The organism is Shinella sp. HZN7 (assembly GCF_001652565.1).
Lineage (GTDB): Bacteria > Pseudomonadota > Alphaproteobacteria > Rhizobiales > Rhizobiaceae > Shinella > Shinella granuli.
This window is the reverse complement of sequence record NZ_CP015736.1, coordinates 1903023-1929834: the sequence shown is the minus strand read 5'-3', so window position 1 is coordinate 1929834 and position 26812 is coordinate 1903023. Positions and strand designations below refer to the sequence as shown.

Annotated in this window: 29 protein-coding genes; 12 read left to right on the top strand and 17 right to left on the bottom strand. The window is 65.3% G+C overall.

The genetic code is table 11. The annotated features are described in order from the left end of the window. The first annotated feature begins 39 nt into the window (after window positions 1–39). From shn_RS09360 to lpxB, 9 genes are all read left to right on the top strand, one after another. Window positions 40–786, top strand: coding sequence for an isoprenyl transferase (locus shn_RS09360; RefSeq protein ID WP_064330151.1), 747 nt, complete (start codon window positions 40–42; stop codon window positions 784–786). Then, window positions 786–1619: a phosphatidate cytidylyltransferase gene (locus shn_RS09355; protein WP_064330150.1), complete on the top strand. Its 834-nt coding sequence runs from the start codon at window positions 786–788 to the stop codon at window positions 1617–1619. The genes shn_RS09360 and shn_RS09355 overlap by 1 nt, the downstream gene beginning before the upstream one ends. Window positions 1620–1650: 31 nt before the next feature. Beyond that, window positions 1651–2778, top strand: a complete 1128-nt coding sequence (gene rseP / locus shn_RS09350) for an RIP metalloprotease RseP (RefSeq protein ID WP_371328605.1) — start codon at window positions 1651–1653, stop codon at window positions 2776–2778. Window positions 2779–3018: 240 nt separating this feature from the next. Beyond that, window positions 3019–5349 carry an outer membrane protein assembly factor BamA gene (gene bamA / locus shn_RS09345; protein ID WP_064330148.1) on the top strand — a complete coding sequence of 777 codons (2331 nt, stop codon included), beginning with the start codon at window positions 3019–3021 and terminating at the stop codon, window positions 5347–5349. A 49-nt stretch (window positions 5350–5398) separates the two neighbouring features. After that, window positions 5399–6466, top strand: coding sequence for a UDP-3-O-(3-hydroxymyristoyl)glucosamine N-acyltransferase (gene lpxD / locus shn_RS09340; protein WP_064330147.1), 1068 nt, complete (start codon window positions 5399–5401; stop codon window positions 6464–6466). Next, on the top strand, window positions 6459–6926 hold the full coding sequence (gene fabZ, locus shn_RS09335; protein ID WP_064330146.1) for a 3-hydroxyacyl-ACP dehydratase FabZ: 468 nt from the start codon (window positions 6459–6461) through the stop codon (window positions 6924–6926). Before lpxD ends, fabZ begins: the two co-directional genes overlap by 8 nt. Before the next feature lie 2 nt (window positions 6927–6928). Continuing rightward, window positions 6929–7738: an acyl-ACP--UDP-N-acetylglucosamine O-acyltransferase gene (gene lpxA, locus shn_RS09330; protein WP_064330145.1), complete on the top strand. Its 810-nt coding sequence runs from the start codon at window positions 6929–6931 to the stop codon at window positions 7736–7738. A gap of 5 nt (window positions 7739–7743) precedes the next feature. After that, the gene (locus shn_RS09325; protein ID WP_064330144.1) at window positions 7744–8622 is read left to right on the top strand and encodes an LpxI family protein; all 879 of its coding nucleotides are present in this window, start codon (window positions 7744–7746) and stop codon (window positions 8620–8622) included. Beyond that, window positions 8619–9794, top strand: coding sequence for a lipid-A-disaccharide synthase (gene lpxB, locus shn_RS09320; protein ID WP_064330143.1), 1176 nt, complete (start codon window positions 8619–8621; stop codon window positions 9792–9794). The genes shn_RS09325 and lpxB overlap by 4 nt, the downstream gene beginning before the upstream one ends. A gap of 132 nt (window positions 9795–9926) precedes the next feature. On the opposite strand, the gene shn_RS09315 is transcribed toward lpxB, so the two are convergent. The 6 genes from shn_RS09315 to shn_RS09290 form a co-directional block, all read right to left on the bottom strand. Further along, complete coding sequence (locus tag shn_RS09315; RefSeq protein WP_064330142.1) at window positions 9927–11132, bottom strand: multidrug effflux MFS transporter; 1206 nt, start codon at window positions 11130–11132, stop codon at window positions 9927–9929. Between the two features lie 128 nt (window positions 11133–11260). Then, window positions 11261–11596 carry a Grx4 family monothiol glutaredoxin gene (grxD, locus tag shn_RS09310; protein ID WP_064330141.1) on the bottom strand — a complete coding sequence of 112 codons (336 nt, stop codon included), beginning with the start codon at window positions 11594–11596 and terminating at the stop codon, window positions 11261–11263. 162 nt (window positions 11597–11758) lie between these two features. Then, on the bottom strand, window positions 11759–12019 hold the full coding sequence (locus shn_RS09305; protein WP_064330140.1) for a hypothetical protein: 261 nt from the start codon (window positions 12017–12019) through the stop codon (window positions 11759–11761). 7 nt (window positions 12020–12026) lie between these two features. Further along, the gene (locus tag shn_RS09300) at window positions 12027–12260 is read right to left on the bottom strand and encodes a BolA/IbaG family iron-sulfur metabolism protein (RefSeq protein ID WP_064330139.1); all 234 of its coding nucleotides are present in this window, start codon (window positions 12258–12260) and stop codon (window positions 12027–12029) included. 19 nt (window positions 12261–12279) lie between these two features. After that, window positions 12280–14517 carry a phosphoribosylformylglycinamidine synthase subunit PurL gene (purL, locus tag shn_RS09295; RefSeq protein WP_064330138.1) on the bottom strand — a complete coding sequence of 746 codons (2238 nt, stop codon included), beginning with the start codon at window positions 14515–14517 and terminating at the stop codon, window positions 12280–12282. A 105-nt stretch (window positions 14518–14622) separates the two neighbouring features. Continuing rightward, the gene (locus tag shn_RS09290) at window positions 14623–16041 is read right to left on the bottom strand and encodes a PLP-dependent aminotransferase family protein (RefSeq protein ID WP_064330137.1); all 1419 of its coding nucleotides are present in this window, start codon (window positions 16039–16041) and stop codon (window positions 14623–14625) included. Between the two features lie 95 nt (window positions 16042–16136). Between shn_RS09290 and shn_RS09285 the strand changes: the two genes are divergently transcribed. Continuing rightward, complete coding sequence (locus shn_RS09285) at window positions 16137–16352, top strand: DUF1127 domain-containing protein (RefSeq protein WP_064330136.1); 216 nt, start codon at window positions 16137–16139, stop codon at window positions 16350–16352. 9 nt (window positions 16353–16361) lie between these two features. Here shn_RS09285 and shn_RS09280 read toward each other — a convergent pair whose 3' ends face one another. The 5 genes from shn_RS09280 to purC all read right to left on the bottom strand — a co-directional run bounded on the left by shn_RS09280 (window position 16362) and on the right by purC (window position 18920). Then, window positions 16362–16754, bottom strand: a complete 393-nt coding sequence (locus shn_RS09280) for a hypothetical protein (protein WP_145925892.1) — start codon at window positions 16752–16754, stop codon at window positions 16362–16364. A gap of 185 nt (window positions 16755–16939) precedes the next feature. Continuing rightward, window positions 16940–17611 (bottom strand): phosphoribosylformylglycinamidine synthase subunit PurQ, encoded by a 672-nt coding sequence (gene purQ, locus shn_RS09275; protein ID WP_064330134.1) that lies wholly within the window; start codon window positions 17609–17611, stop codon window positions 16940–16942. Next, window positions 17608–17865 (bottom strand): hypothetical protein, encoded by a 258-nt coding sequence (locus shn_RS09270; protein ID WP_064330133.1) that lies wholly within the window; start codon window positions 17863–17865, stop codon window positions 17608–17610. The genes purQ and shn_RS09270 overlap by 4 nt, the downstream gene beginning before the upstream one ends. Before the next feature lie 19 nt (window positions 17866–17884). Next, complete coding sequence (purS, locus tag shn_RS09265; RefSeq protein WP_023517061.1) at window positions 17885–18127, bottom strand: phosphoribosylformylglycinamidine synthase subunit PurS; 243 nt, start codon at window positions 18125–18127, stop codon at window positions 17885–17887. A 28-nt stretch (window positions 18128–18155) separates the two neighbouring features. Then, complete coding sequence (gene purC / locus shn_RS09260; RefSeq protein WP_064330132.1) at window positions 18156–18920, bottom strand: phosphoribosylaminoimidazolesuccinocarboxamide synthase; 765 nt, start codon at window positions 18918–18920, stop codon at window positions 18156–18158. A 215-nt stretch (window positions 18921–19135) separates the two neighbouring features. On the opposite strand from purC, the gene shn_RS09255 reads away from it, so the two are divergent. Then, window positions 19136–19456, top strand: a complete 321-nt coding sequence (locus tag shn_RS09255; RefSeq protein ID WP_064330131.1) for a DUF1476 domain-containing protein — start codon at window positions 19136–19138, stop codon at window positions 19454–19456. A 65-nt stretch (window positions 19457–19521) separates the two neighbouring features. Here shn_RS09255 and shn_RS09250 read toward each other — a convergent pair whose 3' ends face one another. Both shn_RS09250 and shn_RS09245 read right to left on the bottom strand, forming a co-directional pair. Continuing rightward, window positions 19522–22110 (bottom strand): bifunctional diguanylate cyclase/phosphodiesterase, encoded by a 2589-nt coding sequence (locus tag shn_RS09250; protein WP_145925891.1) that lies wholly within the window; start codon window positions 22108–22110, stop codon window positions 19522–19524. Between the two features lie 85 nt (window positions 22111–22195). Further along, entirely contained in the window at window positions 22196–22756 is a 561-nt protein-coding gene (locus shn_RS09245) for an alpha/beta hydrolase (protein ID WP_064330130.1), read from the bottom strand. A 171-nt stretch (window positions 22757–22927) separates the two neighbouring features. On the opposite strand from shn_RS09245, the gene shn_RS09240 reads away from it, so the two are divergent. Continuing rightward, on the top strand, window positions 22928–23731 hold the full coding sequence (locus shn_RS09240) for a DUF2189 domain-containing protein (RefSeq protein ID WP_064330129.1): 804 nt from the start codon (window positions 22928–22930) through the stop codon (window positions 23729–23731). 96 nt (window positions 23732–23827) lie between these two features. Here shn_RS09240 and shn_RS09235 read toward each other — a convergent pair whose 3' ends face one another. From shn_RS09235 to shn_RS09220, 4 genes are all read right to left on the bottom strand, one after another. Next, a complete protein-coding gene (locus tag shn_RS09235) occupies window positions 23828–24064 on the bottom strand; it encodes a hypothetical protein (RefSeq protein WP_145925890.1) in 237 nt (78 codons plus the stop codon). Window positions 24065–24166: 102 nt separating this feature from the next. After that, window positions 24167–25474 carry an adenylosuccinate lyase gene (purB, locus tag shn_RS09230; protein ID WP_064330127.1) on the bottom strand — a complete coding sequence of 436 codons (1308 nt, stop codon included), beginning with the start codon at window positions 25472–25474 and terminating at the stop codon, window positions 24167–24169. Window positions 25475–25538: 64 nt separating this feature from the next. Continuing rightward, window positions 25539–26081, bottom strand: a complete 543-nt coding sequence (locus shn_RS09225) for a hypothetical protein (protein WP_064330126.1) — start codon at window positions 26079–26081, stop codon at window positions 25539–25541. Between the two features lie 2 nt (window positions 26082–26083). Then, window positions 26084–26812: a DUF2259 domain-containing protein gene (locus shn_RS09220; RefSeq protein ID WP_064330125.1), complete on the bottom strand. Its 729-nt coding sequence runs from the start codon at window positions 26810–26812 to the stop codon at window positions 26084–26086.

Here is a 26812-nt window from a genome sequence, read left to right as displayed (position 1 = left end):
TCCGGCCACCTGCCTCCGTTTCTCCTTTCCGGATCGTTCATGAACCAGCTCTCGCCCAGCACCGCACCGGCACACGTCGCCATCATCATGGATGGCAACGGACGCTGGGCGAATGCACGCGGCCTGCCGCGCGCCATGGGGCACCGCAAGGGTGTCGAAGCGGTGCGCGAGGCCGTGCGCACGGCCGCCGAATGCGGCGTCTCCTACCTCACGCTCTTCGCCTTCTCCTCGGAAAACTGGAGCCGGCCCGAGAGCGAGATTTCCGACCTGATGGGGTTGCTGAAGACTTTCATCCGGCGCGATCTTGCGATCCTCCACCGCGAGAACGTGCGCATCCGCGTCATCGGCGACAAGTCGAACCTTTCGAGCGACATCCTGCCGTTGCTGCTGGAGGCCGAGGACACGACCCGGGCAAACACCGGCATCACCCTCGTCATCGCCTTCAACTACGGCGCGCGCGACGAGATCGCCCGCGCCATGCGCCGGCTTGCGGCCGATGTCGCCGCCGGCCGCCTCGATCCTTCCGAGATCACCCCGGACCGTATCGGCGCCTCGCTCGACACGTCGGGCATTCCCGACCCCGACCTCATCATCCGCACCAGCGGCGAGGAACGGCTGTCCAACTTCCTGCTCTGGCAGGCGGCCTATGCGGAACTGATGTTCATTCCCGAATTCTGGCCCGATTTTTCGCGCGACACCTTTGTCGCCGCGCTGTCGCGCTACGCCATGCGCGAGCGCCGCTTCGGCGGCCTGCAGGCGGCAAAGACGCTTGCGGTGGGGTCGTGATGCATAGCGAACTGCGCCTGCGCATCCTCTCCGGCATCGTGCTTGCCGCCGTCGTTCTGGCCGCGACATGGCTCGGCGGCCTTGCCTTCCGGCTGCTCGCCTCGGCCATCGCGCTGCTCGTCTACTACGAGTGGTCGACGATCATCCGCCTTCCGGAAACGGATTTTCGCGCCAACGCCTTCGGTTGGCTGTCGGTCGTGCTCGTCGCGGCGCTGGTGCTCTTCGGCTTCGACGAGCTCGCGCTGCCGGCGCTGATCGGCGCCACCCTGATCGGCATCGCCTATGCTTTTGCCCTGAAGGGCAGCGGCTGGCTTGCCGGCGGCATCGTCTATTCCGGCCTGACGGCGATCTCGCTCGCCGCCATCCGCGGCGACACCGGCCATGGCTTTGCCGCCATGCTGTTCATCTTCGCCGTCGTCTGGGCGACGGACATCCTTGCCTATTTCGTCGGCCGGGCGATCGGCGGGCCGAAGCTCGCCCCGCCCATCTCGCCGGGAAAGACTTGGTCGGGGGCGATCGGCGGGGCGATTTCGGCGGTTATCGCCGGCACGCTCGTACACATGATCTTCTTCCCGCTGAACGGCCTGTGGGTGCCGGCGATCGCGCTCGTTCTGTCGGTCTTCAGCCAGGTGGGCGACCTTTTCGAGTCCTTCATCAAGCGCCGTTTCGGCGTGAAGGATTCCAGCCGCCTCATTCCGGGACATGGCGGTGTCATGGACCGGGTCGACGGCCTTGTTTTTGCCTGCTTCGCCGCGTTCCTCATTGCGTTTGGCGATGCGATCGTTTCGGGCACCGTCAACACGCCGGCCGGCGTGTTCCTTTTCGGCCCGTAGCGGCGACACATTGGGGATTGGGTTCATGGACATGCTGGCTGGCTCCGTTGGATTCGTGACGGGCTACATCCTTCCCTTCCTGGTCGTGCTGACGCTCATCGTCTTCGTGCACGAGATGGGCCACTACCTTGCCGGCCGCTGGTCCGGCATCGGCATCACGGCCTTTTCCGTCGGGTTCGGCCCGGAGCTTCTCGGCTTCACCGACCGCCACGGCACGCGCTGGAAGCTCTCCGCCATCCCGCTCGGCGGCTATGTGAAGTTCCTCGGCGACGACGACCCGGCCTCCATACCGGACTACAATGCCGTCGCCGCGCTGCCGGACGATGTGCGCAAGCGCACCTTCCTCGGCGCCGCGCTCTGGAAACGGGCGGTCACGGTCGCCGCCGGTCCCATCGCCAATTTCATCCTCGCCATCGCCATCTTCGCCGTGATGTTCTCCATCTACGGCCGCCAGATCGCCGATCCGATCGTCGCGGAGGTGCGGCCGGACAGCGCCGCGCAGGAGGCGGGCGTGCGGCCGGGCGACCTGCTGGTCGCGCTCGACGGCAACCCGGTCGCGACCTTCGACGACGTGCGCCGCTATGTCAGCGTGCGTCCGGAGCTGACGATCACGGTGACGGTGCGCCGCGACGGCCAGGACCTCGACCTGCCCATGGTGCCCAAGCGCACCGAGATCACCGACCAGTTCGGCAACAAGATCGAACTCGGCCTGATCGGCATCGTGACCAACCAGAAAAGCGGCAATTTCCGCGTCGTGGAATACGGTCCGGTCGAGGCCGTGGGGCAGGGCGCGCTGCAGAGCTGGCACATCGTGACGGGGACGTTCGACTATCTGTCCAACCTCGTCATGGGGCGCATGAAGGCCGACCAACTCGGCGGGCCCATCCGCGTGGCGCAGGCTTCCGGCCAGATGGCGACGCTCGGTGTTGCCGCCCTGCTGCAGCTTGCCGCCGTTCTGTCTGTTTCCATTGGACTTTTGAACCTGATGCCGGTTCCGGTACTTGATGGCGGCCATCTGATGTTCTATGCGGTGGAGGCTATCCGGGGCAGGCCTGTCGGGCCCGGGGCGCAGGAGATCGCATTCCGCATCGGCATGGCGCTGGTGCTCATGCTGATGGTTTTCGCGACCTGGAACGACATTTCCATGCTCCTCGGCTGAGGTTTGCCGCATTGCCGGCAGGGAATCAAAAAAGGGGGCCGCTTACGCTGGGGCAGTCGCGCTAACGCTCTGTTTACCGTAATGAAACGGATGTAGTGGCCTTCGGGCCACGGTTGGAATTGAAGTAAACAGAAATTAACGCGTGCGCTTGCTTGTATGGCAAAAGCGGTTAAAACGGCAAACGTGACCGGAGTCGGGCGCGCGCCTGCCGGGACGTTGAAACGAAGGTAAGTAGTGAAGATGAAAGCTGGTTCAAACTTTTTGAACGCCGTGTCGGCCGTTGCATTGTCGGCCAGTATGGTTGTCACGGGCGGCTCTTTTGCCACGCTTGTCTCCGCCACCGTCGCGGAAGCGGCCGTTATCCGTAGCATTCAGGTGCGTGGTGCCAGCCGTGTGAGCGCCGATACGGTCAAGGCGAACATCACCATCACGCCCGGCAAGAACTTCTCCAATACCGATATCGACGCGTCCGTGCGCCGTCTCTTCGCGACCGGCTACTTCTCGGATGTGAAGATCTCCGTTTCCGGCAGCACGCTCGTCGTCACGGTCGATGAAAACCAGTTGATCAACCAGGTCGTCATCAACGGCAACCGCAAGATCAAGGACGAGAAGCTCACGCCCGTTCTGCGCTCGCAGTCGCTCGGCCCGTACAGCGAAACCGCTATCGAGGCCGACAAGCAGGCCATCCGCGATGCCTATGCCTCGATCGGCCGTTCCGACGCCACCGTCACGACGCAGGTCTATCCGCTCGGCAACGGCCGCGTGAACGTCGCTTTCGTCGTCGACGAAGGTGACCGCACGAAGATCTCGCAGATCAATTTCGTCGGCAACCAGGCCTACAGCAACAGCCGTCTGCAGGCCGTCATCGTCACCAAGAAGTCGAACTTCCTGTCGTTCCTGACCCGCAAGGACGTCTACAGCGAAGACAAGCTGCGCGCCGACGAAGAGGCGCTGCGCCAGTTCTACTTCAACAACGGCTATGCCGACTTCCGCGTCGTCTCGTCGGAAGCCGTCCTCAACGAAGCGTCCAACGAATATGTCGTGACCTTCACGGTCGAGGAAGGCCAGCGTTACGATTTCGGGGAGATCAACGTCGAATCGACGGTCGAGGGCATCGACGGGGACGAACTGAAGGGCCTCGTCGAATCGCGCCCGGGCAAGATCTACCGCGCCCGCGACGTGCAGGACACGATGTCCGAGATTTCCAGGCGCGTTGCGGCCAACGGCTATCCGTTCGCCCGCGTGACGCCGCGCGGCAACCGCGACCTCGGCAACGGCACGATCGCCGTCGACTACCTCGTCGACCAGGGTGAGCGCGCCTATGTCGAGCGCATCGAGATCCGCGGCAACACCCGCACGCGCGACTACGTCATCCGCCGCGAGTTCGATATCGGTGAAGGCGATGCCTTCAACCAGGAAGTCATCACGCGCGCCAAGCGCCGCCTCGAGGCGCTCGGCTACTTCTCGACCGTCAACATCTCCACGGCGCCGGGCAGCTCGCCGGACCGCGTGGTTCTGGTCGTCGACGTCCAGGACCAGTCGACCGGTTCGTTCGGTATCGGCGCCGGTTACGAGACGGGCAACAAGGGCGGCTTCAAGCTGGAGGCCTCGATCGAGGAGAAGAACTTCCTCGGCCGCGGCCAGTATATCCGTGTTGCTGCCGGTGGTGGCGAGAACTCGCGCGACTACAACCTGTCGTTCACCGAGCCTTATTTCCTCGGCTACCGCCTGGCGGCCGGCTTCGACGTCTTCAAGAACGAGGACGACAGCGAGGATTACTACAGCGTCGATACGCAGGGCTTCACCCTGCGCGTGACGGCTCCGATCACGGAAGACCTGTCGACATCGCTGCGCTACAACTACACCAAGCTCGACTACAATTCGGGCGACCTGGACGAGTTGTCCTCGCCGTACCAGCATGCCGTGGTCAATGGTCCCTGGGTTCGTTCTTCGATCTCGCACAGCCTGACCTACGACACGATCGACGACCGTACGCTGCCGCGCGAAGGTATCTTCGCCCAGATCACGCAGGAATTTGCCGGCCTCGGCGGCGATTCGGATTTCTACAAGATTTCGGGCAAGGCCCGTTACTTCCATACGCTGCTGGAAGACGCCGACGTCATCGGCTCGATCGCGGTCAGCGGCGGTCACATGTGGGGCCGCAACGACGTGAAGGTCTTCGACCAGTTCACGCTGTCGGCGAACGACCTGCGTGGCTTCGAATCGGCCGGTATCGGCCCGCGGGCGACCTCGACACGCGACTCGCTCGGCGGCACGACCTACTTCACGGCGTCCGCGGAAGCCTCCTTCCCGCTGCCGTTCATCGCCCGTGACTCGGGCTTCCGCGGTGCTGTCTTCGTCGATGCCGGCACGCTTTACGGCAATGACGTCAAGACCGTGGCGGCCGACAGGGTTCGCGGTGACGACATGAGCCTGCGCGCTTCGGTCGGTGCCTCGATCATCTGGGCGTCGCCGTTCGGTCCGCTGCGTGTCGACTATGCGGTTCCGATCAAGAAGGAATCCTTCGACGAGGTGCAGCGCTTCAAGTTCGGCATCGCGACCCAGTTCTGAGGTAGGCAGTCCAGAACTGCGAGAAGACGGACGTTCTGGAGTCATGCCTATGGAGCATAACTGGTTTTTTCCGCCCCATGACGGCATTCGCCTGGGTGACCTTGCCGCACGGCTTGGGGCGGAACTCGCCGATCCTGCGCAGGCCGACCGTGTCGTGCGCAGCGTCTCGCCCGTGAACCGGGCGAAGGACGGCGATCTCTGTTACATCCTGTCCCGAAAATTCCGCGCCGAGCTCGAGACGAGCGAAGCGACGGCGATCCTGTGCGACCGGGCTCTGGCTTCGCTCGTTCCGCCGAAGATCGCCGTTCTGATTTCGGCCCGCCCGCACACCGCCTTTGCCCGTGCCGGGGAAATGCTGCACCCCTCGGCCATGCGGCCGGAGGCGATGACCTCGGCGCCGGCCGGCATCGCACAGGGTGCCTATGTCGATCCGCAGGCGCGTCTCGAAGACAATGTCTCCGTCGAACCCATGGCGGTGATCGGCAGGGGTGCGGAGATCGGGGAGGGCAGCCGCATCGGCCCGGGCGCGATCATCGGCGCGGGCGTGCGCATCGGCCGTGACTGCACGATCGCCGCGGGCGTCACGATCCAGTGCGCGCTGATCGGCAACAATGTCATCATCCATCCCGGCGCACGCATCGGCCAGGACGGCTTCGGCTATGCGCCCGGCCTCAAGCCCGGCATGATCAAGATCGTCCAGATCGGCCGCGTCATCATCCAGGACCATGTGGAGATCGGCGCGAACACGACGGTCGACCGGGGCACGATGGACGACACCGTCATCGGCGAGGGGACCAAGATCGACAACCAGGTGCAGGTCGGCCACAATGTGCGCATCGGCCGCCATTGCGGCATCGTCAGCGGCGTCGGCATCGCCGGCAGCACGCGCATCGGCGACGGCGTGATGATCGGCGGCGCGGCCGGCATCAACGGTCATATCACCATTGGCGACGGCGTGCAGATTGCTGCCATGAGCGGTGTCGTCGCCGATATTCCACCGGGCGAGAAATACGGCGGCATTCCCGCCCGCCCGATGCGCGATTTCCTGCGCGACATGGCGGAGATCGCCATGCGTTCCAGCACTCGAGTCCAGAAAAAGGGGGGCAACGATGAGTGAAGAGACCAAGGCGACGCTCGGCGTGGCTGATCTGCGTGAAATCCTGACGCTGCTTCCTCATCGCTATCCATTCCTGCTCGTCGACAAGATCATCGACATCGACGGCGACGATTCGGCTGTCGGCATCAAGAACGTCACGGTCAACGAGCCGCAGTTCATGGGCCATTTCCCCGACCACCCGATCATGCCGGGCGTGCTGCTCATCGAGGGCATGGCGCAGACGGCCGGCGCGATCTGCGCCCGCAAGACGCGCTCGGGCTCCAACCTCGTCTACTTCATGACGATCGACAATGCCCGCTTCCGCAAGCCGGTCGTGCCCGGTGACCGCGTCGAGTTCCATGTCGTCAAGCAGAAGCAGCGCGGCAATATCTGGAAGTTTCACTGCGATGCAAAAGTTGATGGGCAACTCGTCGCGGAAGCTGATATCGGCGCGATGATCGTCAAGAAGGAAGACGCCTGATCATGATTGCCGCCAGCGCGAAGATCCACCCGCTCTCCGTCATCGAGGACGGGGCGGTCATCGGTGAGAACGTCGTCGTGGGACCCTTCTGCCATGTCGGGCCCAAGGTCGTTCTCGCCGAGGGCGTGGAGCTTCTGACGCATGTGGTGGTCACCGGCCGTACCGATATCGGCCGCGGCACGCGCATCTTCGCCAATGCCGTCATCGGCGGCGATCCGCAGAGCGTGCATCACGATGGCGCCGAGACGACGCTTTCCGTCGGCGAGATGTGCGTCATCCGCGAAGGCGTGACGATGAACACCGGCACGACCGAGGGCGGCGGCAGGACCGTCGTCGGCAGCAACAACCTGTTCCTCGCCAATTCGCATGTCGCGCACGATTGCCAGCTCGGCAACCACATCATCCTGTCGAACAATGTCATGCTCGCCGGCCATGTGACTGTCGAGGACCGGGTGATCCTCGGCGGCGGTTCGGCGGTGCACCAGTTCACTCGCATCGGCCGGCAGGCCTTCATCGGCGGCCTTTCGGCGGTGTCCTACGACGTCATTCCCTATGGCATGCTGAACGGCAATCCGGGCATCCTCGGCGGCCTCAATGTCGTGGGCATGAGCCGCGCCGGCATGGAGAAGGCGACGATCCACGCGGTCCGTCGCGCCTTCAAGCAGATCTTCGACGGCGAGGGCTCGATCCGCGCCAATGCGGCCGCGATCCGTGCGGATTATGCGGACAGCGTGCCCGTCATGCACATCCTCGATTTCATCGCGGCCGAAAGCGACCGCGCGCTCTCGTCCCCGAACCGCGGCAAGGGCTGAGCGGCATGGCGGACGGCCGGCCCCTCGTGCGCGACCGGCTGGCCATCATCGCCGGCGGCGGCCTCCTGCCGCGCTACGTCGCGGATGCGGCCCGCGCGCATGGCGAGGATCCCTACATCCTGGCGCTGCGCGACGAATCCGGTCCGGACTGGTCCGGCTTCGACCATCAGGTCACCTCCATCGGCGACTATGCCGGCATCGGCGCCGCCTTCCGGTCGAAGGGCATCGGCCGCGCCGTGCTGTCGGGTTCCGTCCGGCGCCGGCCGGAATGGCGGGACATCCATGCGCCGCTGAAGGCCCTTGCCGCCGTTCCCTCCATCATCCGCACGCTGCTGAAGGGCGGCGACGACGCGGTGCTGAAGATGGTCATCCGGCTGATCGAGGCCGAAGGGGTGCGTGTCGTCGGCGCGCATGAGATCGTGCCGGACCTGCTCGGCAGTGAAGGCCCACTCGGCGCCGTCGCGCCGGATGCGGCGGCCGAGGCCGATATCGCCGCCGCCGCCGCCGCCGCGCTGGCGCTCGGCCGCCTCGACGTGGGGCAGGGCGCCGTCGCGCTCGGCGGGCGCGTGGTGGCGCTGGAGGGGGCGGAGGGCACGGATGCGATGCTGGAGCGGGTGGCGGGCCTGCGTGCGGCTGGGCGCATCTCCGCGCGGCGCAAGGGTGTTCTCGTCAAGCTCTGCAAGCCGGAGCAGGACCTGCGTGCCGACCTGCCGTCGATCGGTATGGAAACGCTGCACCGCGCCCGTGCTGCCGGCCTTGCCGGCATTGCGGTGGAAGCGGGGCGCTCGCTGGTGCTGGAGCGCGCGACGCTCGTTGCAGAAGCGGATGCCCATGGCCTGTTCGTGACGGGCATCGTGCCGGACAGGACGGAGATGCAACGATGACGGAAAGGCCCCTGACGATCGGCGTCGTTGCCGGCGAGGTTTCCGGCGATCTGCTCGGCGGCGATCTGATCGCGGCGCTGCGGGCCGCCCATGCCGGGCCGGTGGCATTGGTCGGTGTTGGCGGCGAGGCGTTGGAGCGGCAGGGGCTCACATCCCTGTTCGATTTCTCCGAACTCTCCATCATGGGCATCTCGCAGGTGCTGAAACGCCTGCCGTCGCTCATCCGCCGCATCCGCCAGACGGCCGATGCGCTGATCGCCGCACGGCCGGACGTGCTTCTCATCATCGACAGTCCGGACTTCACCCACCGCGTGGCGCGCCGCGTGCGCAAGGCGCTGCCAGGCCTGCCGGTCGTCAACTATGTCTGCCCGAGCGTCTGGGCCTGGAAGGAAGAGCGCGCACCGCGCATGCGCGCCTATGTCGACCATGTACTCGCCCTGCTGCCCTTCGAGCCCGCCGTGATGGAGCGGCTCGGCGGCCCGGCGACGACCTATGTCGGCCACAGGCTGATCGGCGATCCCGACATCCAGCACATCCGCGCCGCGCGCCTTGCCCGCGCCGGGCAAGTGCCCGGCGAGCGCGTCTGCCTGCTGCTTCCCGGTTCACGCGGCACCGAAATCACCCGCCTGCTGCCGGTCTTCGGCGAGGCCGTGCAGGAGATCACCGCACGAAACCCCGGCACGCGCTTCCTCCTGCCCACCGTGCCGCGGCAGGAGGCGCTGGTGCGCAAACTGACGGCCGACTGGCCGGTGAAGCCGCAGATCACCGTGTCCACCGCGCAGAAATGGCAGGCCTTCATCGATGCCGATGCGGCGATCGCGGCATCCGGCACCGTCATCCTCGAACTGGCGCTTGCCCGCGTGCCCGTCGTCTCGACCTATCGTTTCGACTGGCTCGCCAACCTCTTCCTCGGCAAGGTGAAGATCTGGACGGCGGCGATCCCCAACATCATCGCCGACTATGCCGTCGTGCCGGAATACCTGAACGACATGGTGCGCCCCGGCAGCCTGACCCGCTGGTTCGAGCGGCTTTCGACCGACACCGCGCAGCGCAGCGCCATGCTGGAAGGCTACGACCTCGTGCATGCGCGCATGCAGACCACCCGCCCACCCGGCGAGACCGGCGCGGCAGTCATCCTCGATCTGCTCGCAACGAAAAAGCAGGGCCGTTAGACGTCAAGCACCGCCGCTCCGTGTTCTCGCATGGCGACGATAGCGAGTTTTGCCGGCTTTCCCTTTGGCTTGAGGCGCCCGAAAGGTGGCTTTCTCTCGCGCGCCTTGCCGGAGGGAGGGGTATGGCCCTCCTCAAACCGGCTTGTTATGCGGCTGGAACAGCTTTCCGCGCTCGGCGATCAAGACGAAGATCAGTCCGATGATCGACAGCACGAAGAAGCCCATGACCAGCGGCAGGGCCGTGCCGTTGAAGGCCTGGCCGATGAGGGCGCCGAGGATCGTGCCGCCGGCCGTGCCCATGAAGCCGAGCACCGAGGAGGCGGTGCCGGCGACGTGGCCGAGCGGCTCCATGGCGAGCGAGTTGAAGTTCGAGCCGATCCAGCCGAACTGGAACATCGACAGCGCGAAGAGCACGATGAAGATCGGGAAGGGCAGGTGCGGCATCCAGACGAGCGTCAAGAGCAGCCACAGCGCGTTGACGCCGAGGAAGCCCAGCAGCGCGCCATGCGACAGGCGCCGCATGCCGAACTTGCCGACGAGCCGGGCGTTGACGAAGGACGACAGCGCCATGAAGGCGGCGACGCCGGCAAAGGCGACCGGGAACCAGACGCCGAGGCCGTAGATGCCGACATAGATCTGCTGCGCCGAGTTGATGAAGCCGAACAGCGCGCCGAAGATGAAGGTGCTGGCGAGCGTGTAGCAAAGTGCCACGCGGTCCGTCAGGACGATGCGGAAGCCGCCGAGGATCGAGCGGACCGTGAAGGGCCGCACGTCTTCGGGATGCAGGGTTTCCGGCAGGCGGAAATACATCCAGGCCCAGATTATGGCGGCCATGACCGCCATGAAGACGAAGATGAGGTGCCAGTCGCCGAACAGCATGACGACCTGGCCCGTGCCTGGCGCCAGAACCGGAACGACCATGAAGACCATCATGATCAGCGACATGACTTCCGCCATCGCGCGGCCGCCGAAAATGTCGCGGACGATCGAGATGGTGATGACGCGCATGGCGGCCGAACCGATGCCCTGGATGAAGCGCAGCGCAAGAAGCGCGGCAAAGCTCGGCACGAGGATCGCGGCGAGCGACGAGACGACATAGATGCCAAGGCCGACGAACATGGGGATGCGCCGGCCGAACCGGTCGGAGATCGGTCCGTAGAGCAACTGTGCGAAGGCGAAGCCGATCAGATAGGCGGAAATGACATATTGCCGGTGGTTCTCGTTCTCGACGCCGAGGCTGGCGCCGATTTCCTGCAGGCCAGGCAGCATGATGTCGATGGCAAGTGCATTGAGCGCCATCAGGAGCGCCATGAGCGCAATGAATTCCATCTTGCCCATGCCTTTGAGGCGCTGGGCCGATTCAGGGGAAAGTCCAGACATAATCACTATATTCCATGAAAGAGATAAGGCGCCGCTGGATGCGGCGCCTTTGAAAAGCTTGGGGTCTTCGGGAAGACCGTTAAGCGTCAGGCAGCGCCCTTGATCGAAATACCCTGTTCCTGCAGATGCGACTGCAATTCGCCCGACTGGAACATCTCGCGCACGATGTCGCAACCGCCGATGAACTCGCCCTTCACGTAAAGCTGCGGGATGGTCGGCCAGTTGGAATAGTCCTTGATGCCCTGACGGATGTCGGCGTCGGCCAGCACGTTGATGCCCTTGTAGCCCACGCCCACGTAGTCGAGGATCTGTACGACCTGACCGGAGAACCCACACTGCGGGAATTCCGGCGTGCCCTTCATGAACAGGACGACGTCGTTCGTCTTCACTTCGTTTTCAATGAAATCGTGGATGCCACTCATAGCCGTATTCCCTAGCAAATCGGCTTCAAGGGCCGATGCGATGAACCATTCGCCCTAGATAACAACCTCGTGTGACAAATGCCAGAAGCCCCGCCACAAAAAAGTGCGGGGCTTCCTTACCATTTCAGCGGTGTTGCGCGTTCGCCGCGCCCGGTTTGCGGCCTATCCGGCACGCTGGCGGCTGCGGCTTGCCGCCGTGCGACGGCGGCTCACCTGCTTGCGCGGGCGCTTGGCCGGCGTCTTTTCCGGCTTCAGCACGGCTTCTATGATGTCACCGAGGAGCCCGCCGGACGCTTTCTTGCCCGTCGTCGTCTTGCGGCGCGTGCGCTTCGTCGAGGCCTTGCGCACGCCGGTCTTCTTCAGCACCTCCTTGAGGGCTGCATCGACCACGCCGTTGACGAGTTCCTTGATGAGATCGGCCATGGCTAGATCAGTCCGGGATCGAGGTCTGCAGGGCAAGGGCATGCAGGATGCCGCCCATATTGCCCTTCAGCGCATCGTAGACCATCTGGTGCTGCTGCACGCGGGTCTTGCCGCGAAAGGCTTCCGCGACGACTTCGGCGGCGTAGTGATCGCCGTCGCCGGCAAGATCGCGGATGACCACCTTTGCTCCGGGAATGCCGGATTTGATCATGTCTTCGATATCGCCGGGTGACATAGGCATGTGAACTGCTCCCTTATCGTTATTCCGCGGCGGCAGCGACGGTGCCGTTGCCATCCATGAAGTCAGGGAACCACGATTCATGGGTGTCGCGCAATTGTTCAATCGGCAGCGACAGCAGGCCGTCCACCACGAGCGCATCGCCACCGACCGTGCCGAGGCGGCGGAACGGCACGCCCGCGCCTTCCGCATTGGCACACAGGAAGTTGGCGAGATCGGCCGGGACGGCGATCACGTAGCGGGCCTGGTCCTCACCGAAGAGCAGCGCATGGGCCGGGCCGTTGCTTCCGGAAAGGTCGACCTTGGCGCCCTTGCCGGAGGCCATCGCCATTTCCGCGAGCGCGACGGCGAGACCGCCGGAGGAGATGTCGTGGCAGGCGGTGACCTGGCCGTTGCGGATGGCCGAGCGCACGAAATCGCCGTTTCGGCGTTCGGCGTGGAGATCGACCTCCGGCGCCGGGCCGTCGACAAGGCCGAGCACGTCGCGCAGATAGACGGACTGGCCGAGATGGCTGCCGTCGACGCCGATCAGCACGAGCTGGTTGCCGTCCTTCGCGCCGCCGATCCTCGCCATGGCGGACCAGTCCGGCAGCAGGCCGACGCCGGCAATGGTCGGGGTCGGCAGGATGGCGATGCCGTTCGTCTCGTTGTAGAGCGAGACGTTGCCGGAGACGATCGGGAAATCGAGGGCGCGGCAGGCTTCGCCGATGCCCTGGATGGCTTTCACGAACTGGCCCATGATTTCCGGCTTTTCCGGATTGCCGAAGTTGAGGTTGTCGGTGGAGGCGAGGGGCTCCGCGCCGGTTGCCGTGATGTTGCGCCAGCATTCGGCGACGGCCTGCTTGCCACCCTCGAACGGATCGGCCTCGACATAGCGCGGGGTGACGTCCGAGGAGAAGGCGAGCGCCTTGGTGGGATGGCCCTCGACGCGCACGACGCCGGCGTCACCGCCGGGGATCTGCAGCGAATTGCCCTGGATCAGCGTGTCGTACTGCTCGTAGACCCAGCGTCGGCTCGACTGGTTCGGCGAGCCGACCAGCTTCAGCACCGCCTGGCCGTAATCGCCCGGTTCGGCGACGAGGTTTGCCGGCAGCGGCGCGGGCTTGCCCGGCTCGCGCCAGGGGCGGTCGTATTCCGGCGCCTGGTCGCCCAGGTCCTTGATCGGCAGGTTGGCGACTTCCTCGCCCTGGTGCAGGATGCGGAAGCGCAGGTCGTCCGTCGTCTTGCCGACGATGGCGAAGTCGAGGCCCCACTTGACGAAGATCGCCTTGGCGATCTCCTCCTTGGCAGGTTCGAGAACCATGAGCATGCGCTCCTGGCTTTCCGACAGCATCATCTCGTAGGCGGTCATTCTCTCTTCGCGCACCGGCACGAGATCGAGGTTCAATTCGATGCCGAGGTCGCCCTTGGCGCCCATCTCGACGGCCGAGCAGGTGAGGCCGGCCGCGCCCATGTCCTGGATGGCGATGACGGCGCCGGTCTGCATCAGTTCGAGGCAGGCTTCCAGCAGGCACTTTTCGGTGAAGGGATCGCCGACCTGCACGGTCGGGCGCTTCTCTTCGATGGATTCGTCGAATTCGGCCGATGCCATGGTGGCGCCGCCGACGCCGTCACGACCGGTTTTCGCGCCGAGATAGACGACCGGCAGGCCGACGCCCTTGGCTTCGGACAGGAAGATCGCGTTCGACTTGGCAAGGCCCGCGGCAAAGGCGTTGACGAGGATGTTGCCGTTGTAGCGCGGGTCGAATTCCACTTCGCCGCCGACGGTCGGCACGCCGAAGGAATTGCCGTAGCCGCCCACACCGGCGACGACGCCGGAAACGAGGTGGCGGGTCTTCGGATGGTCCGGTGCGCCGAAGCGCAGCGCGTTCATCGCCGCGACCGGGCGCGCGCCCATGGTGAAGACGTCGCGCAGGATGCCGCCGACGCCCGTCGCCGCGCCCTGGTAGGGCTCGATATAGGACGGGTGGTTGTGGCTCTCCATCTTGAAGACGACGCAGTCGCCGTCATCGATATCCACCACGCCGGCATTTTCCCCGGGGCCCTGGATGACGCGCGGACCCTTGGTCGGCAGCGTGCGCAGCCAGCGCTTGGAGGACTTGTACGAGCAGTGCTCGTTCCACATGGCCGAGAAGATGCCGAGTTCGGTGAAGGTCGGCTCGCGGCCGATCAGCGAGAGGATGCGGTCGTATTCATCCGGCTTCAGCCCATGGGCGGCAATCAGCTCCGGGGTGATCGGGCGGGTGTTCGAAATGGTCATCGTCGCTCGTCTTGTCGTGGAGGGCAGGATTGCGGTCTCTTTAACCTATGCCGCCCGGCAGTGCGACAGGAAAATGTCCCCGATCACAGGCGAAACGGCGCGTTTTCAGGCCGGGCTGTCATAGCCCGTCGGGCCATGGGCGATGAGGCGGCGCAGCCGCGAGAGGCCGGTGACGACATCCGCACGGCTTTCCGGCGAGGAGAGGCCAATACGCACGCGGTAGAATGTCTTCTCCGAACGGCCGGCCTTGAACTCGTCCTCGTCGTCGATGAGGATGTCTTCGGCGAAGGCCGCCTGGCGGAACGTGCCGGACAGCCACGGGTCCGGCAGCTTCAGCCAGAGGAAGGGCACGCGCGGGTGCGAGTTGAAATCGAGCCCCGCGAAGATGTCGCGGGCATGCGCCTCGCGCGCCTCGACCTCCGCGGAGACCTTCGCGCGGATGGCGTCCGCCATGCCGGACAGCACCAGCCGGGCGCCGAGTTCGGCGAGCAGGTAGGGCAGGCCGCCGCTCACCATCTTGTGGGCGATGCGCACGCGCTGGGCAAGGTGCGGCGGGCAGGCGATCCAGCCGCCGCGCACGCCCGCCGCCACGCTCTTCGACAGGCCGCCGACGAGGAAGGTCCGGTCCGGCGCGATTTCCGCCAGGAGCGGAATGCCGGCGTCGATCGTGCCGCCATAGAGATTGTCCTCGATGAGGAAGACATTGTGCCGCCGGGCGATGGCGGCGATGGCGCGGCGCCGCTCTTCGGGCATGACGGCGAGCGTCGGGTTCTGGCCCGACGACATCAGGAAGGCGAGCTTGGGATGCTGCTGCACGCAGACGCGCTCGAAATCCTCCGGGATCACGCCATGGGCATCCGATTCGACCAGCACCGTCTGGCGGCCGATGAGGGCGGTGCCGCGGCTCACCTGCGAATAGGTGACGTGCTCGAAGACGATGCGGTCGCCGGGCGCGGTGATGACCGAGACGGCGGCGATGACGGCGGCATGGGCGCCGAGCGTCGGCACGATGCTCTCGATCGCCGGCTGCCAGTCGTCCCGCCTCAACCAGCGCCGCCCGGCCTCCAGCCATTGGACCGGGAAGTTCCGGGTGTAGCTGGCGATCTCGTTCGGCTGCTCCCGGCAGATGTCCGTGAGGATGTCGGTGATCGCGGTCGACTGGCCGACATCGGTGGCGGCCGTCGTGTCGAAGCGCAGTTTGCCGGGTGGTGCATTGGCCGCACGGGTGCCGACCAGCCGGGCGCTGACCGGATCCATGGCCGCCGGATCATTGTCCTGCGTCGAGCCGAGCACATAGGTGCCGCGGCCGACCTCGCCGCTGACGAGGCCGCGCTCGCGCACCATCGTATAGGCGCGGCTGACGGTGCCGATGGTCACGCCGATGTCATAGGCGAGGTTACGCTGCGGCGGCAGCTTGCTGCCGGCGGCGAGCGCGCCGGTGCTGATTGCCTGCTCGATCTGGTCGGCAATGCGCACATAGAGCGGGCCGTCGGAGGCCTGGAGGTCGGGAAGCCAATTTGTCATGGTGCCAATTCTTAGATTGCACCGCAGTGAAAGTCAATTATTTCCTGAATGCACCGTTTGTCACGAGAGCTTGTGACGCTTCAGGAGAGACGACTATGGCAATCGATACAATATTCACCGCGGCAGGGCCCCGCAGGCCCGGCGGCCTGCGCGCGATGCTGCATCGCGCCTGGCACGCAGGCCGTGCCTGGAGCGTCACGCGGCGCACGCGCCACGCGCTGGTGGAAATGACGGACGATCAGCTCCGCGACATCGGCGTCAGCCGTGCCGAAGCAGCGCGGGAGATCCGCAAGTCGATCTATTGGGATTGACGGCTGCCGTCAGCAGCCCTTGCCGCCGGCGGCCCAGCGCTTGACGTCGGTCGCGATGCGCGGGCCGACGGCCTCGCCCATCATCGGGCCGAAGGTATCGAGCCTGGCCGGGTTGCCCTCCGCCTGCACGACGAGCAGCGGGCGCGATTCCGGCGAATTGCGGTGGACGACGAGGATGCGCGGGCGACCGGAGAAGGAGTTCAGCTCCGGCGCGAGGCGATAGGCCTTGAAGGCCGGGTCGCCCGACTTGAACCAGCAGCTGTTCGCCGCGAGCGCGACGCGCTCCATGGTCGGCAGGGCGGCGCCGTTGACCTGCGGTGCCGGGGTCTTCGCCTGGCAAGCCGCCAGAGCCGCAACGGCGAGAAGCGGCAGGAAGAGCTTGGCGGCAGGAAAAGAGTGCATGGAGGGCCTTTCGGGGGTGGACATGCGCCCTTGATAGCAACAGGGCGTTAAGAGAGCCTGACGAAACGGCGCGCGGGCCGGCGGCATCCGTTTCCGTCATCCGAGCCGATGCTCTCAGCATCGGTATACATCTGCGGGCCGGTGACGATCCGCGATCATCCCGGCCCGAAGATTTCCTGCGGTTGTCAGGCCGCGATGACGTCGAGCACCGAGGCGAAGAGGCCGCGGCCATCGGAACCGCCATGGGCGGCCTCGATGAGGTTTTCCGGGTGCGGCATCAGGCCGAGCACGTTGCCCCTTGCGTTCATCACGCCGGCAATGTCGTTGATCGAGCCGTTCGGGTTGGTGCCTTGCGCATAGCGGAACACGACCTGGCCATTGCCTTCGATGGCGGCCAGCGTCTCGGCGTCGGCGAAATAGTTGCCGTCGTGATGGGCGACCGGGCAGCGGATGATCTGGCCCTTCTCATAAGCGCGGGTGAAGTCGGTCTCGGCATTGGCCACTTCGAGCTTCACCTCGCGGCAGACGAATTTCAGCGAGGCATTGCGCATCAACGCGCCGGGCAGGAGGCCGGATTCGAGCAGGATCTGGAAGCCGTTGCACACGCCCAGCACCTTCACGCCGGCCTCGGCCTTCGCCTTGATCGCCTGCATGACGGGCATGCGGGCGGCAATCGCGCCGCAACGCAGGTAGTCGCCGTAGGAGAAACCGCCCGGGATGACGATCAGGTCGACGTCGGGCAGCTCCGTTTCCGTCTGCCAGACGGTGACCGGCGCCTGGCCGGAGATCTTGGTCAGCGCCGCGATCATGTCGCGGTCACGGTTGAGGCCGGGAAGTTGGACGACGGCGGACTTCATGGGTGTGGTTCAAACCTTGCCTGGGCCTCGGCGAGTTCACGCAGTTCGAGGCGGTTTTCGATACGGTCGAGGCGCTGGTCCACGCGGTCCAGGCGCGAGTAGATGTGATGCACATCCTGCTGGATGGTCACGATGTTACCGCGCATCGTGATCATCTCGCTGCGGAGGTCGGCCAAACCCCTGTCCAACTTGTCCATGCGGACATGAAAGCTTTTCAGCAATTCATGGAGCAGGTCGTTTGTCGCATCCGCCATTTGCCATCTCCTTCAACCGTCAGGCGAGGGCGATAGTATAGTTCTCGATTACCGTGTTGGCCAGCAGCTTGTCGCACATGGCCTTGAGGTCGGCTTCGGCCTTGGCGCGGTCGGCGGTGGCGAGCTCCAGGTCGAAGACCTTGCCTTGGCGGACCTGGCCGACGCCGTCGAAGCCGAGGCTGCCGAGGGCGCCCTCGATCGCCTTGCCCTGCGGGTCCAAAACACCGTTCTTGAGCGTAACCGTTACGCGTGCCTTGATCATGTCTGTCTGTCCATCCTTGGAAGGCGTGTTACTTCACCAGAACCGGGCCGGTGCCGCGCACGGGCTCGTTCTCGTTGATGATGCCGAGGCGGCGGGCCACTTCCTGGTAGGCCTCGACCAGGCCGCCCATGTCGCGGCGGAAGCGGTCCTTGTCCATCTTCTCCTGGGTGGCGATGTCCCAGAGGCGGCAGCTGTCCGGCGAGATCTCGTCGGCGATGATGATGCGCATCATGTCGCCTTCGTAGAGCCGGCCGCACTCGATCTTGAAATCGACGAGCTGGATGCCGACGCCGAGGAAGAGGCCGGAGAGGAAGTCGTTGACGCGGATGGCGAGCGCCATGATGTCGTCGAGTTCCTGCGGGCTTGCCCAGCCGAAGGCGGTGATGTGCTCTTCGGAGACCATGGGGTCTTCCAGCGCATCGGCCTTGAAATAGAATTCGATGATCGAGCGCGGCAGCACGGTGCCTTCCTCGATGCCGAGACGCTTGGAGAGCGAGCCGGCCGCGACGTTGCGCACGACCACTTCCAGCGGGATGATCTCGACTTCCTTGATCAACTGCTCGCGCATGTTGAGCCGGCGGATGAAGTGGGTCGGGATGCCCATCTTGTTGAGCTGGGTGAAGATGTACTCGGAGATCCGGTTGTTCAGCACACCCTTTCCGTCGATGACATCGTGTTTCTTCTTGTTGAAGGCGGTGGCGTCATCCTTGAAGAACTGGATCAGCGTGCCCGGCTCGGGACCCTCGTACAGGATCTTGGCCTTGCCTTCGTAGATACGGCGGCGACGGTTCATGGATTTTATCTCTGTTGTTGGCGCGCTTGGGCCGCGCAGGTGTCGTTCGTTTGCGCTCCCATAAACGAAATGCCGCAGTTTAACAATCGCTGTCACGGCCGATCCCCCGTTTTCCGGGAAGTACGGACCTCACGAAAGTTCGCATTGCACTTTTGCCGTTGTTTTGATTTATGGGCGGAAAGCCTAACGGGTCAGAGAATCTACGGGAGCCATAGATGACCAGCATGCAGGATCGGGAAAAGGCCTTCGAGGCCAAGTTCGCGCTGGACGAGGAGCTGCGCTTCAAGGCCGAAGCACGCCGCAACAAGCTGGTCGGCCTGTGGGCTGCCGGCCTGCTCGGCAAGACGGACAGCGATGCGGACGCCTATGCCAAGGAAGTCATTGCCGCCGATTTCGAGGAAGTCGGCCATGAGGACGTCGTGCGCAAGATCAAGGCCGATTTCGACGCGGCCGGCGTTGCCCGCAGCGAAGACGAGATTCGCGTCCAGATGATCGAGCTCCTGGCCGTCGCCATCGCGCAGCTCGAAGTGGGCTGACGGCATTTCCGCCATCAGGCCGTGCCATTCAAAGCCGTCCGGTCCGCCGGGCGGCTTTTCTCGTTCTAGCGGGTGACGGCGCGGCGGACCTCGTTCTGGAGGTCGCGTGCATTGCCGCCCTGGTGGCGCCATTCCTGGCGCTGCACGAATTCCGGAATGGCGCCTGCCGGCATGGGCCGGGCGAGCGCATAGCCCTGCAGGATGTCGCAGCCGAGATCGCGCATGATGGCGACATGGGCCGGCGTCTCGACGCCTTCGGCCACCACCTCGATGTTCAGCGAGCGGCCGATCTCGACGATGGTGCCGACGAGCTTGCGCTGGCCGGGCGAGCGGCTGACCGGCTTGACAAGCTGCCGGTCGATCTTCAGCCGGCGCGGCGAGAGCTTCATCAGGCTGATGATCGAGGCATGGCCGGTGCCGAAATCGTCGATCTCGATATCGATGCCGAGCTTGCGCATCTCGGCGAGGTTTTCCAGCACGGTGCGGTCGCAATCGTCGAGGAAGATCGATTCCAGGAGTTCGAAGGACAGGGATTTCGGGCGGATGGCCAGCGTTTGCAGCGAGCGGGCCAGCTCCGGATCGTGCAGGCGCTTGGAGGAGACATTGACCGAGATCTTCTCGATGCCGAGGTCGAGCGCCTGCCAGCAGGCATAGTCGGCAAGCGATTTTTCGAGCACGATGCGGTCGATCATCGCCACGCAGTCGAGATCCTCGGCGATCTTCAGGAAGGTATCGGGCGCGAGGATGCCGCGGGTCGGGTGGTCCCAGCGTGCCAGCGTCTCGACGCCGACCACGTCGAGCGTGCGGGCACAGAACTGCGGCTGATAGTAGGGCAGGAAGCGCTGCTGCTCGATGCCCGTGAGGATTTCGTCGGCCGTCTTCTTGTTGACGATGATCTGCGCCTGGAAATCGCTGGTGAAGAATTCATGCCGGCTGCGCCCGCGGTTCTTGGCGCGATAGAGCGCGAGATCGGCATTGACGAGGAGCTGCTTGGCGTCAATGGCGTCGCCTGACTGGCTGGCGATGCCGACGCTCGCGCCGAAGCGGCAGATATGACCGTTGAAGGTGACGGGCTTGCGCATCGCCGCCACGATCGCCTCGGCGAGCATGGCGAGGTTGCGTCCGGCCGAGCCGGTCGACAGGAAGACGAACTCGTCGCCGCCGATGCGGGCGACGAAATCACCGGGGCCCTTCAGCTCATTGAGCACGCCGGCGGCGTGGACGAGCATCTGGTCGCCGGCAAGATGCCCGAGCGTGTCGTTGATCTCCTTGAAGCGATCGAGATCGATATGCAGCACGGCAAGGCGGCTGCCGCTCTGCTTTGCCTCCCGTGCGGCCGCCTCGATGGCGGCGTCGAGATAACGGCGGTTCGGCAGGCCGGTCAGGTGATCGTGCAGGGCCGTGTATTCGATGCGTGCCCGGGCGGCCTCCAGTTCGGCATTGCGCGCTTCCGCCAGTTCCTTGGCATGCTGCAGCTCTTCCTGGAGCCGCATGTCGTCGGTGATGTCCCAGTTCACGCCGATGAGGCGCGGCGCGCCTGCCATGTCGACATAGGGGGCCGCGCGGCTGCGGATGTGGCGGATTTCGCCATCGCCGCGGATGATGCGGAACTCGTTGGCGAAATCCTGGCTGCGGAAGAGGCTGTCGCTGACCTTTGCCTTTGCCTTCGACTGGTCCTGCGGATGAAGCGCCCGTTCCCAGGTGCCTGCGTCCGGCTTTTCCGTCACGCCGTACATCTCGATCATGCGATTGTCCCAGCGCACGTCGCCGGTCTGCAGGTTGACATCGAAGACGCCGATGCGCGAGACGCCGAGCGCCAGTTCCAGCCGGCGGGAAAGCTGGGCGAGGCGCTCTTCCGCCTCCTTGCGCTCGGTTATGTCCGTGTCGGTGCCGGCGATGCGGCTCGGCTTGCCGTCCGGCCCGTAGTCGACGACGGCGCCGCGGCTCTCGATCCAGACGAAGTGACCGTCCTTGTGACGCTCGCGATAGGAGAACACGTTGAACGGCGTCTGGCCGGTTTCCTGCTTGTGGATCTCCTCCAGGACATGCGCCCGGTCGTCGGGATGCACGCATTGAAGCCAGTCCTCCAGGGAGGATTCGATGGGGTCGTCCGGCTGCAGGCCGCGGATCGCCCGCCACTGGCGGGAATAGAAGAGGTCGCCGCGGGCGAAATCATGGTCCCAGACGCCCTGGCCGGCGGATTCGAGCGCATGGTTCCAGCGGCTTTCGCGCTCCGCCAGTTCGAGCGTGTTGCGCTTGCGCTCGTCGATGTCGGTGGTCTGGATGAGGAGGGCGGGCGCTGGCGGCTCGCCGGGCAGGACCGGCGCCTCGACGAAGGATGCCAGCACCCAGAATTCGGTGCCATCGGGCCGCTGCAGGCGGATTTCCCACGGCGCCTGTTCGGCAGGGCCTGGACGCATCGCAAAGGCGATGACGGCGCGGTCCTTGGGCGAGACGCAATCGGGGAAGGGAGGAAGGGCGGAGGGGCAGGAGACGCCGAAGGGCCGCAGGAACGCCCCGTTCGCCTCGAGGATGCGCCCCTCGGCATCGAGCGCGGCGAAACCGAATCCGGACCGCGCAAAAAGCCAGCGATAAAACGGCTCGCGCTCCGTTTCATGCACGGCAATGGAGGTCGAACCGGATGGTTTGGCCATGAAACGCGGCGCCTGCTTGGAACTCAACGGGGCCAGCGTGCAGGATTTCTATGAAATTCCTCTTAATGAGGCCGGAAGGTGCCCGTCATTCGGGCGCCTTGAGCCGGCTCAGGAACTGGGCGAAGACCATCGTGCCCTCCGGCCAGGGGCCATGGCCGGACTCCGTGTTGATATGCCCGGCCTCTCCCGCATCGAGCAGCAGCGCCCCCCAGGCGGCGGCGATGTCGTCGGCATGCTCGTAGGTGCCGAAGGGATCGTTGCGGCTTGCGACGACGAGCGAGGGGAAGCGGAGCGGCTCGCGCGGATAGGGGCCGAAGGTCATCAGGTGCTTCGGCCGGATGCCCTCGTTGGCGACATCGGGCGGCGCGACGAGAAAGGCGCCGGCCACCTTGTTGCCGAGATGCGGGGCGGCATGGATCGCCGCTGCCACGCCCAGCGAATGGGCGACGAGCACGACGGGCTTGCTGGCGGCCGCGACCTCTTCGATCACGCGCTGCACCCAGTCCTCGCGCACGGGTTTGGACCATTCTGCCTGCTCGACGCGCCGCGCCGAACCGAGCTTGGACTGCCAGCGGCTCTGCCAATGCTCGGGCCCGGAATTGGTGTAGCCGGGGATGATGAGGATTTCTGCTTCTGAGGCTTTCATGCGCCGGCATGTGCGTTCACGAAGTGCTGAAGTCAAGGGGGAGGGACAAATCAACCGCCCGGGTGTATGATCCGATCCCTTCAATGCCAATCACGGCACGCCCTGGTGGCGGACGATTGCCTTCCATGCGCGCGCGCCGAGACGGTCTCGAACCGGCAAGGAGGAATTGTCATGGCGACCTTTCATGTGATGGCAGGCCACGATCAGATGGCGGCGCGCCCGGCGATCCGGCGGATCGGCATTTCCGACGTGATGGATGCGCTTCGCCGCGGCTTCGACGATTTTCGCGCCAAGCCGTCGCACTACGTCTTCCTCAGCCTCATCTATCCGATCGCGGGCGTGGTGCTCGTCACCTGGAGTTCCGGCGTCAACATGCTGCCGCTGATCTTTCCGCTGGTGGCCGGTTTTGCGCTGCTCGGACCGTTCTTCGCCATCGGCCTCTACGAGATCAGCCGGCGGCGCGAGCGCGGCATGGATGCCTCCTGGCGCCATGCGCTGGAGGTGCGCAACTCGCCGGCTCTGCCGTCCATCCTTGCCGTCGGCGCCATGCTGATGGCGCTGTTCATCGCCTGGCTGGTCTTCGCGCAACTGCTCTATACCAGCCTGTTCGGGCCGGAGCCGCCGCAGTCGCTCGCCCTGTTCTTCGCCTCCGTCTTCGGTTCGGAGAACGGGTTGCTGCTGATGCTGGCCGGCAATACCATCGGCTTCTGCTTCGCGCTCGTCGTCCTGGCGACGACGGTGGTCACCTTTCCGCTGCTGCTCGACCGGGATGTCGGCGCCGTGGCGGCCATCGAGACCTCGCTGCGCGCCACGCTGGTGAACCCGGTGCCGGTCGCCTGCTGGGGGCTGATCGTCGCCGCGCTGCTGGTCGTCGGCTCCATCCCGGTCTTCGTGGGGCTCGCCGTGATCATGCCCATCCTCGGCCATGCCACCTGGCATCTCTATCGCAAGATCGTCGTCGACGAGCAGCGATGACGCCGTTTTGCGGGCGGCACGCGCCAGGAGGAGAGTGCAAGGCCGCCCGTCAGAGGGGAGCGATGGCGCCAATGGCGCCATCGCCGTTTCCGGCCCTCATTTGTCCAGCGGATAACACCTGTCGGTGGAAAAGGCGCCGTCCTTGAAGCCGATCTGGCAGATGACGACCGTGTCGTCCTTCTCCAGGAAGACCGCATAGCTTTCGGCGATCGGCGACACATTGATGATGTCGTAGCCGGCGGTCAGGAGTTCGACGACGGATTGCGGTGTCTGTGCCTGCGCCGTTCCGGCGAAGAAAGCCACGGCGAGAAGCACGGCAGCAGGAAACCTCATGTTCAGCCCCCGGGAAGGCGTGCGCCATTGCACGCAAGGGAAGTCTAATACAGAGGGGCCGGCCGGCGAAGAGGCTTCGCCGGCCGATCGCGAAAGCGTGGGTTACACGGTGCCGAAGACGCGGCGGAAGATCGTGTCGACGTGCTTGGTGTGGTAGCCAAGATCGAATTTTTCGCGGATCTGCTCTTCGGTGAGGGCGGCGCGCACCTCGGCGTCGGCCAGCAGTTCTTCCAGGAAGTCCTTGCCCTGTTCCCAGACCTTCATGGCGTTGCGCTGCACGAGGCGGTAGGAATCCTCGCGCGACACACCGGCTTGCGTAAGGGCAAGCAGGACGCGCTGCGAGTGAACGAGGCCGCGGAACTTGTTGAGATTCTTCATCATGTTGTCCGGGTAGATCACCAGCTTCTCGATGACGCCGGCAAGCCGGTTCAGCGCGAAGTCGAGCGTGATCGTCGTATCCGGGCCGATGCCGCGCTCGACGCTGGAATGGGAGATGTCGCGCTCGTGCCAGAGCGCCACGTTCTCCATGGCTGGGGTGACGGCCATGCGCACGAGGCGGGCGAGGCCCGTCAGGTTTTCCGTCAGCACCGGGTTGCGCTTGTGCGGCATGGCGGACGAGCCCTTCTGGCCGGGCGAGAAGAATTCCTCCGCCTCCAGCACTTCCGTGCGCTGCATGTGGCGGATCTCGATCGCGACGTTCTCGATGGACGATGCGATGACGCCGAGCGTGGCGAAGAACATGGCGTGGCGGTCGCGGGGGATGACCTGCGTGGAGACCGGCTCGGGCACGAGGCCGAGCTTGGCGCAGACATGTTCCTCGACGCGCGGGTCGATATTGGCGAAGGTGCCGACGGCGCCGGAGATCGCGCCCGTGGCGATTTCCGCGCGGGCGGCGACGAGGCGGGCGCGGCCCCGGTCCATCTCGGCGTAGAAGCGGGCGAGCGTCAGGCCCATCGTCGTCGGCTCGGCATGGATGCCGTGGCTGCGGCCGATGCGGATCGTGTCCTTGTGCTCGAAGGCGCGGGCCTTCAGCGCGGCGAGCACGCGGTCCATGCCGGCAAGCAGGATGTCGGCGGCGCGCACGAGCTGGATGTTGAAGGTCGTGTCGAGCACGTCGGAGGAGGTCATGCCCTGGTGCACGAAGCGGCTGTCCGGGCCGACGAATTCGGCGAGGTGCGTCAGGAAGGCGATGACGTCATGCTTGGTGACGGCCTCGATCTCGTCGATGCGGGCGACGTCGAATTCGGCCTTGCCGCCCTTCTCCCAGATCGTCTCGGCGGCCGATTTCGGGATGACGCCGAGCTCTGCGAGCGCATCGCAGGCATGGGCTTCGATTTCGAACCAGATGCGGAACTTCGTTTCGGGCGACCAGATGGCGACCATGTCCGGTCGGGAATAGCGAGGGATCATCGGCTCTTGGCTTTCCTTGGCAGGGTGGGAATTGCCGCCGCTTTAGCAAAGATGGCCGGCAAGCTCAACGTATGGATCGGGGGATGGATCGGGAGAGCCACAGGCTGGCGCCCGCAACGACGGGCAATCCGACCGGCAGGTACAGGCTAAGGCCCATGACGAGGAACTGGTAGACAGCGCCGGCAATGGTGAAGACGAAATGGTAGATCCAGATGCGCGTGCCGGGCGCATGGTGCCATTGCGCGTAGAACAGCCGGTAGTCCAGGGCAAAGAGGAAGGCCGTCACGGCGATGGTGCCGAGGCTGAGCAGCGCGAAATGGGCGGCAAAGCGGGTTTCGAACGGCCGGTGGCGGGTGAGGAACCGCGCCAGCGGCAGGGCGAGGGGCCAGGCGGCAAGGCCGCCGGCAAAATAGATTACGAGGATCCGCATGAGCTGGAAGTTTTCGGCGCGCCCCTGCAGCGTCAGCGACAGAAGGGCGCCGGCCGCCATCAGCGCGCCCCAGCCAAGCGCGCCGCCGAGACAGACCGGCAGCGACGGGAAGATCGGCGCGGACGGCTGCCGCCTTGCGGCATCAGGCCCGTCCCGTCCCGTCGCGGCCAGCTCCATGGTCAGGGCCGGAAGGGCACGGCGATCCAGCGGCCGTCGCTGCCCTCGAAGCCGAAGCTGCGCACCAGGACGAGCGCGACATGGACCGGGTCGCCGTCGATCGGATTGAAGGTGAACGCGCCGGAAACCTGGTAGGAAAGCGGGCAGGCGCGGCTGTCGGGCACGTGCGCATCCTCATGCACCACCGTGTCGGCCGCTTCGCCGTCGCGCCTGACGAGCGTCAGGCGGAATCCCTTGCCGCCCTCCGGCGTGATGTCGCGGCACTTTTCGGAGAGCGCAAGCGGGATTTCCTCCAGCGCGAGGGCGAAGCTGCCGCCCGGCGTCGGTTCGATGGCGTGTTTCAGATATTCTATGCGGCTCCTGTCGGCGCCGACTTCGCCCATCGGGTTGAAGGCGGCCATCACGCCGGGATGGGAGAGCACCTTGTGCGTCTCGATCAGCGCCCCGGCCTTGTCGCGGCTTTGCGCGCGCGCCTGGGCGATATCCGCCGCCTCGTCGTCGATCCGCACGCGGATCGGCGTGCCCGAGAGATAGGTGTCCTTTTCCGTGTCGATGAAATAGACGTTGGAATAGGGAAAGCCCGAGCCGTCCTGGACGCCGAATTCCTCGAAGGCATAGACCTTGCCGTCCGGCGAGAAGCCGAGCGACTGGAAGGTGGAGAAATCGCCGGCCGTGGCCGCGCTCGCCGCCAGCAGGCATGCCGCAAGGGCGCTTGCCGCCTTCCGGAACAT

Bases quoted from the DNA above. Each gene is read 5' to 3' on its own strand.
- lpxB (WP_064330143.1), top strand. From the start codon at position 8,619: ATGACGGAAAGGCCCCTGACGATCGGCGTCGTTGCCGGCGAGGTTTCC.
- shn_RS09290 (WP_064330137.1), bottom strand. From the start codon at position 16,041: ATGACAAATTGGCTTCCCGACCTCCAGGCCTCCGACGGCCCGCTCTAT.
- purC (WP_064330132.1), bottom strand. From the start codon at position 18,920: ATGAACCGTCGCCGCCGTATCTACGAAGGCAAGGCCAAGATCCTGTAC.
- purS (WP_023517061.1), bottom strand. From the start codon at position 18,127: ATGATCAAGGCACGCGTAACGGTTACGCTCAAGAACGGTGTTTTGGAC.
- shn_RS09255 (WP_064330131.1), top strand. From the start codon at position 19,136: ATGACCAGCATGCAGGATCGGGAAAAGGCCTTCGAGGCCAAGTTCGCG.
- shn_RS09305 (WP_064330140.1), bottom strand. From the start codon at position 12,019: ATGGCCGATCTCATCAAGGAACTCGTCAACGGCGTGGTCGATGCAGCC.
- purL (WP_064330138.1), bottom strand. From the start codon at position 14,517: ATGACCATTTCGAACACCCGCCCGATCACCCCGGAGCTGATTGCCGCC.
- shn_RS09360 (WP_064330151.1), top strand. From the start codon at position 40: ATGAACCAGCTCTCGCCCAGCACCGCACCGGCACACGTCGCCATCATC.
- lpxA (WP_064330145.1), top strand. From the start codon at position 6,929: ATGATTGCCGCCAGCGCGAAGATCCACCCGCTCTCCGTCATCGAGGAC.
- shn_RS09250 (WP_145925891.1), bottom strand. From the start codon at position 22,110: ATGGCCAAACCATCCGGTTCGACCTCCATTGCCGTGCATGAAACGGAG.
- shn_RS09355 (WP_064330150.1), top strand. From the start codon at position 786: ATGCATAGCGAACTGCGCCTGCGCATCCTCTCCGGCATCGTGCTTGCC.
- purB (WP_064330127.1), bottom strand. From the start codon at position 25,474: ATGATCCCTCGCTATTCCCGACCGGACATGGTCGCCATCTGGTCGCCC.
- grxD (WP_064330141.1), bottom strand. From the start codon at position 11,596: ATGAGTGGCATCCACGATTTCATTGAAAACGAAGTGAAGACGAACGAC.
- shn_RS09300 (WP_064330139.1), bottom strand. From the start codon at position 12,260: ATGCCTATGTCACCCGGCGATATCGAAGACATGATCAAATCCGGCATT.
- shn_RS09325 (WP_064330144.1), top strand. From the start codon at position 7,744: ATGGCGGACGGCCGGCCCCTCGTGCGCGACCGGCTGGCCATCATCGCC.
- shn_RS09315 (WP_064330142.1), bottom strand. From the start codon at position 11,132: ATGGGCAAGATGGAATTCATTGCGCTCATGGCGCTCCTGATGGCGCTC.
- shn_RS09235 (WP_145925890.1), bottom strand. From the start codon at position 24,064: ATGAGGTTTCCTGCTGCCGTGCTTCTCGCCGTGGCTTTCTTCGCCGGA.
- shn_RS09225 (WP_064330126.1), bottom strand. From the start codon at position 26,081: ATGGAGCTGGCCGCGACGGGACGGGACGGGCCTGATGCCGCAAGGCGG.
- shn_RS09245 (WP_064330130.1), bottom strand. From the start codon at position 22,756: ATGAAAGCCTCAGAAGCAGAAATCCTCATCATCCCCGGCTACACCAAT.
- bamA (WP_064330148.1), top strand. From the start codon at position 3,019: ATGAAAGCTGGTTCAAACTTTTTGAACGCCGTGTCGGCCGTTGCATTG.
- shn_RS09285 (WP_064330136.1), top strand. From the start codon at position 16,137: ATGGCAATCGATACAATATTCACCGCGGCAGGGCCCCGCAGGCCCGGC.
- fabZ (WP_064330146.1), top strand. From the start codon at position 6,459: ATGAGTGAAGAGACCAAGGCGACGCTCGGCGTGGCTGATCTGCGTGAA.
- shn_RS09220 (WP_064330125.1), bottom strand. From the start codon at position 26,812: ATGTTCCGGAAGGCGGCAAGCGCCCTTGCGGCATGCCTGCTGGCGGCG.
- purQ (WP_064330134.1), bottom strand. From the start codon at position 17,611: ATGAAGTCCGCCGTCGTCCAACTTCCCGGCCTCAACCGTGACCGCGAC.
- shn_RS09240 (WP_064330129.1), top strand. From the start codon at position 22,928: ATGGCGACCTTTCATGTGATGGCAGGCCACGATCAGATGGCGGCGCGC.
- lpxD (WP_064330147.1), top strand. From the start codon at position 5,399: ATGGAGCATAACTGGTTTTTTCCGCCCCATGACGGCATTCGCCTGGGT.
- rseP (WP_371328605.1), top strand. From the start codon at position 1,651: ATGCTGGCTGGCTCCGTTGGATTCGTGACGGGCTACATCCTTCCCTTC.
- shn_RS09280 (WP_145925892.1), bottom strand. From the start codon at position 16,754: ATGCACTCTTTTCCTGCCGCCAAGCTCTTCCTGCCGCTTCTCGCCGTT.
- shn_RS09270 (WP_064330133.1), bottom strand. From the start codon at position 17,865: ATGGCGGATGCGACAAACGACCTGCTCCATGAATTGCTGAAAAGCTTT.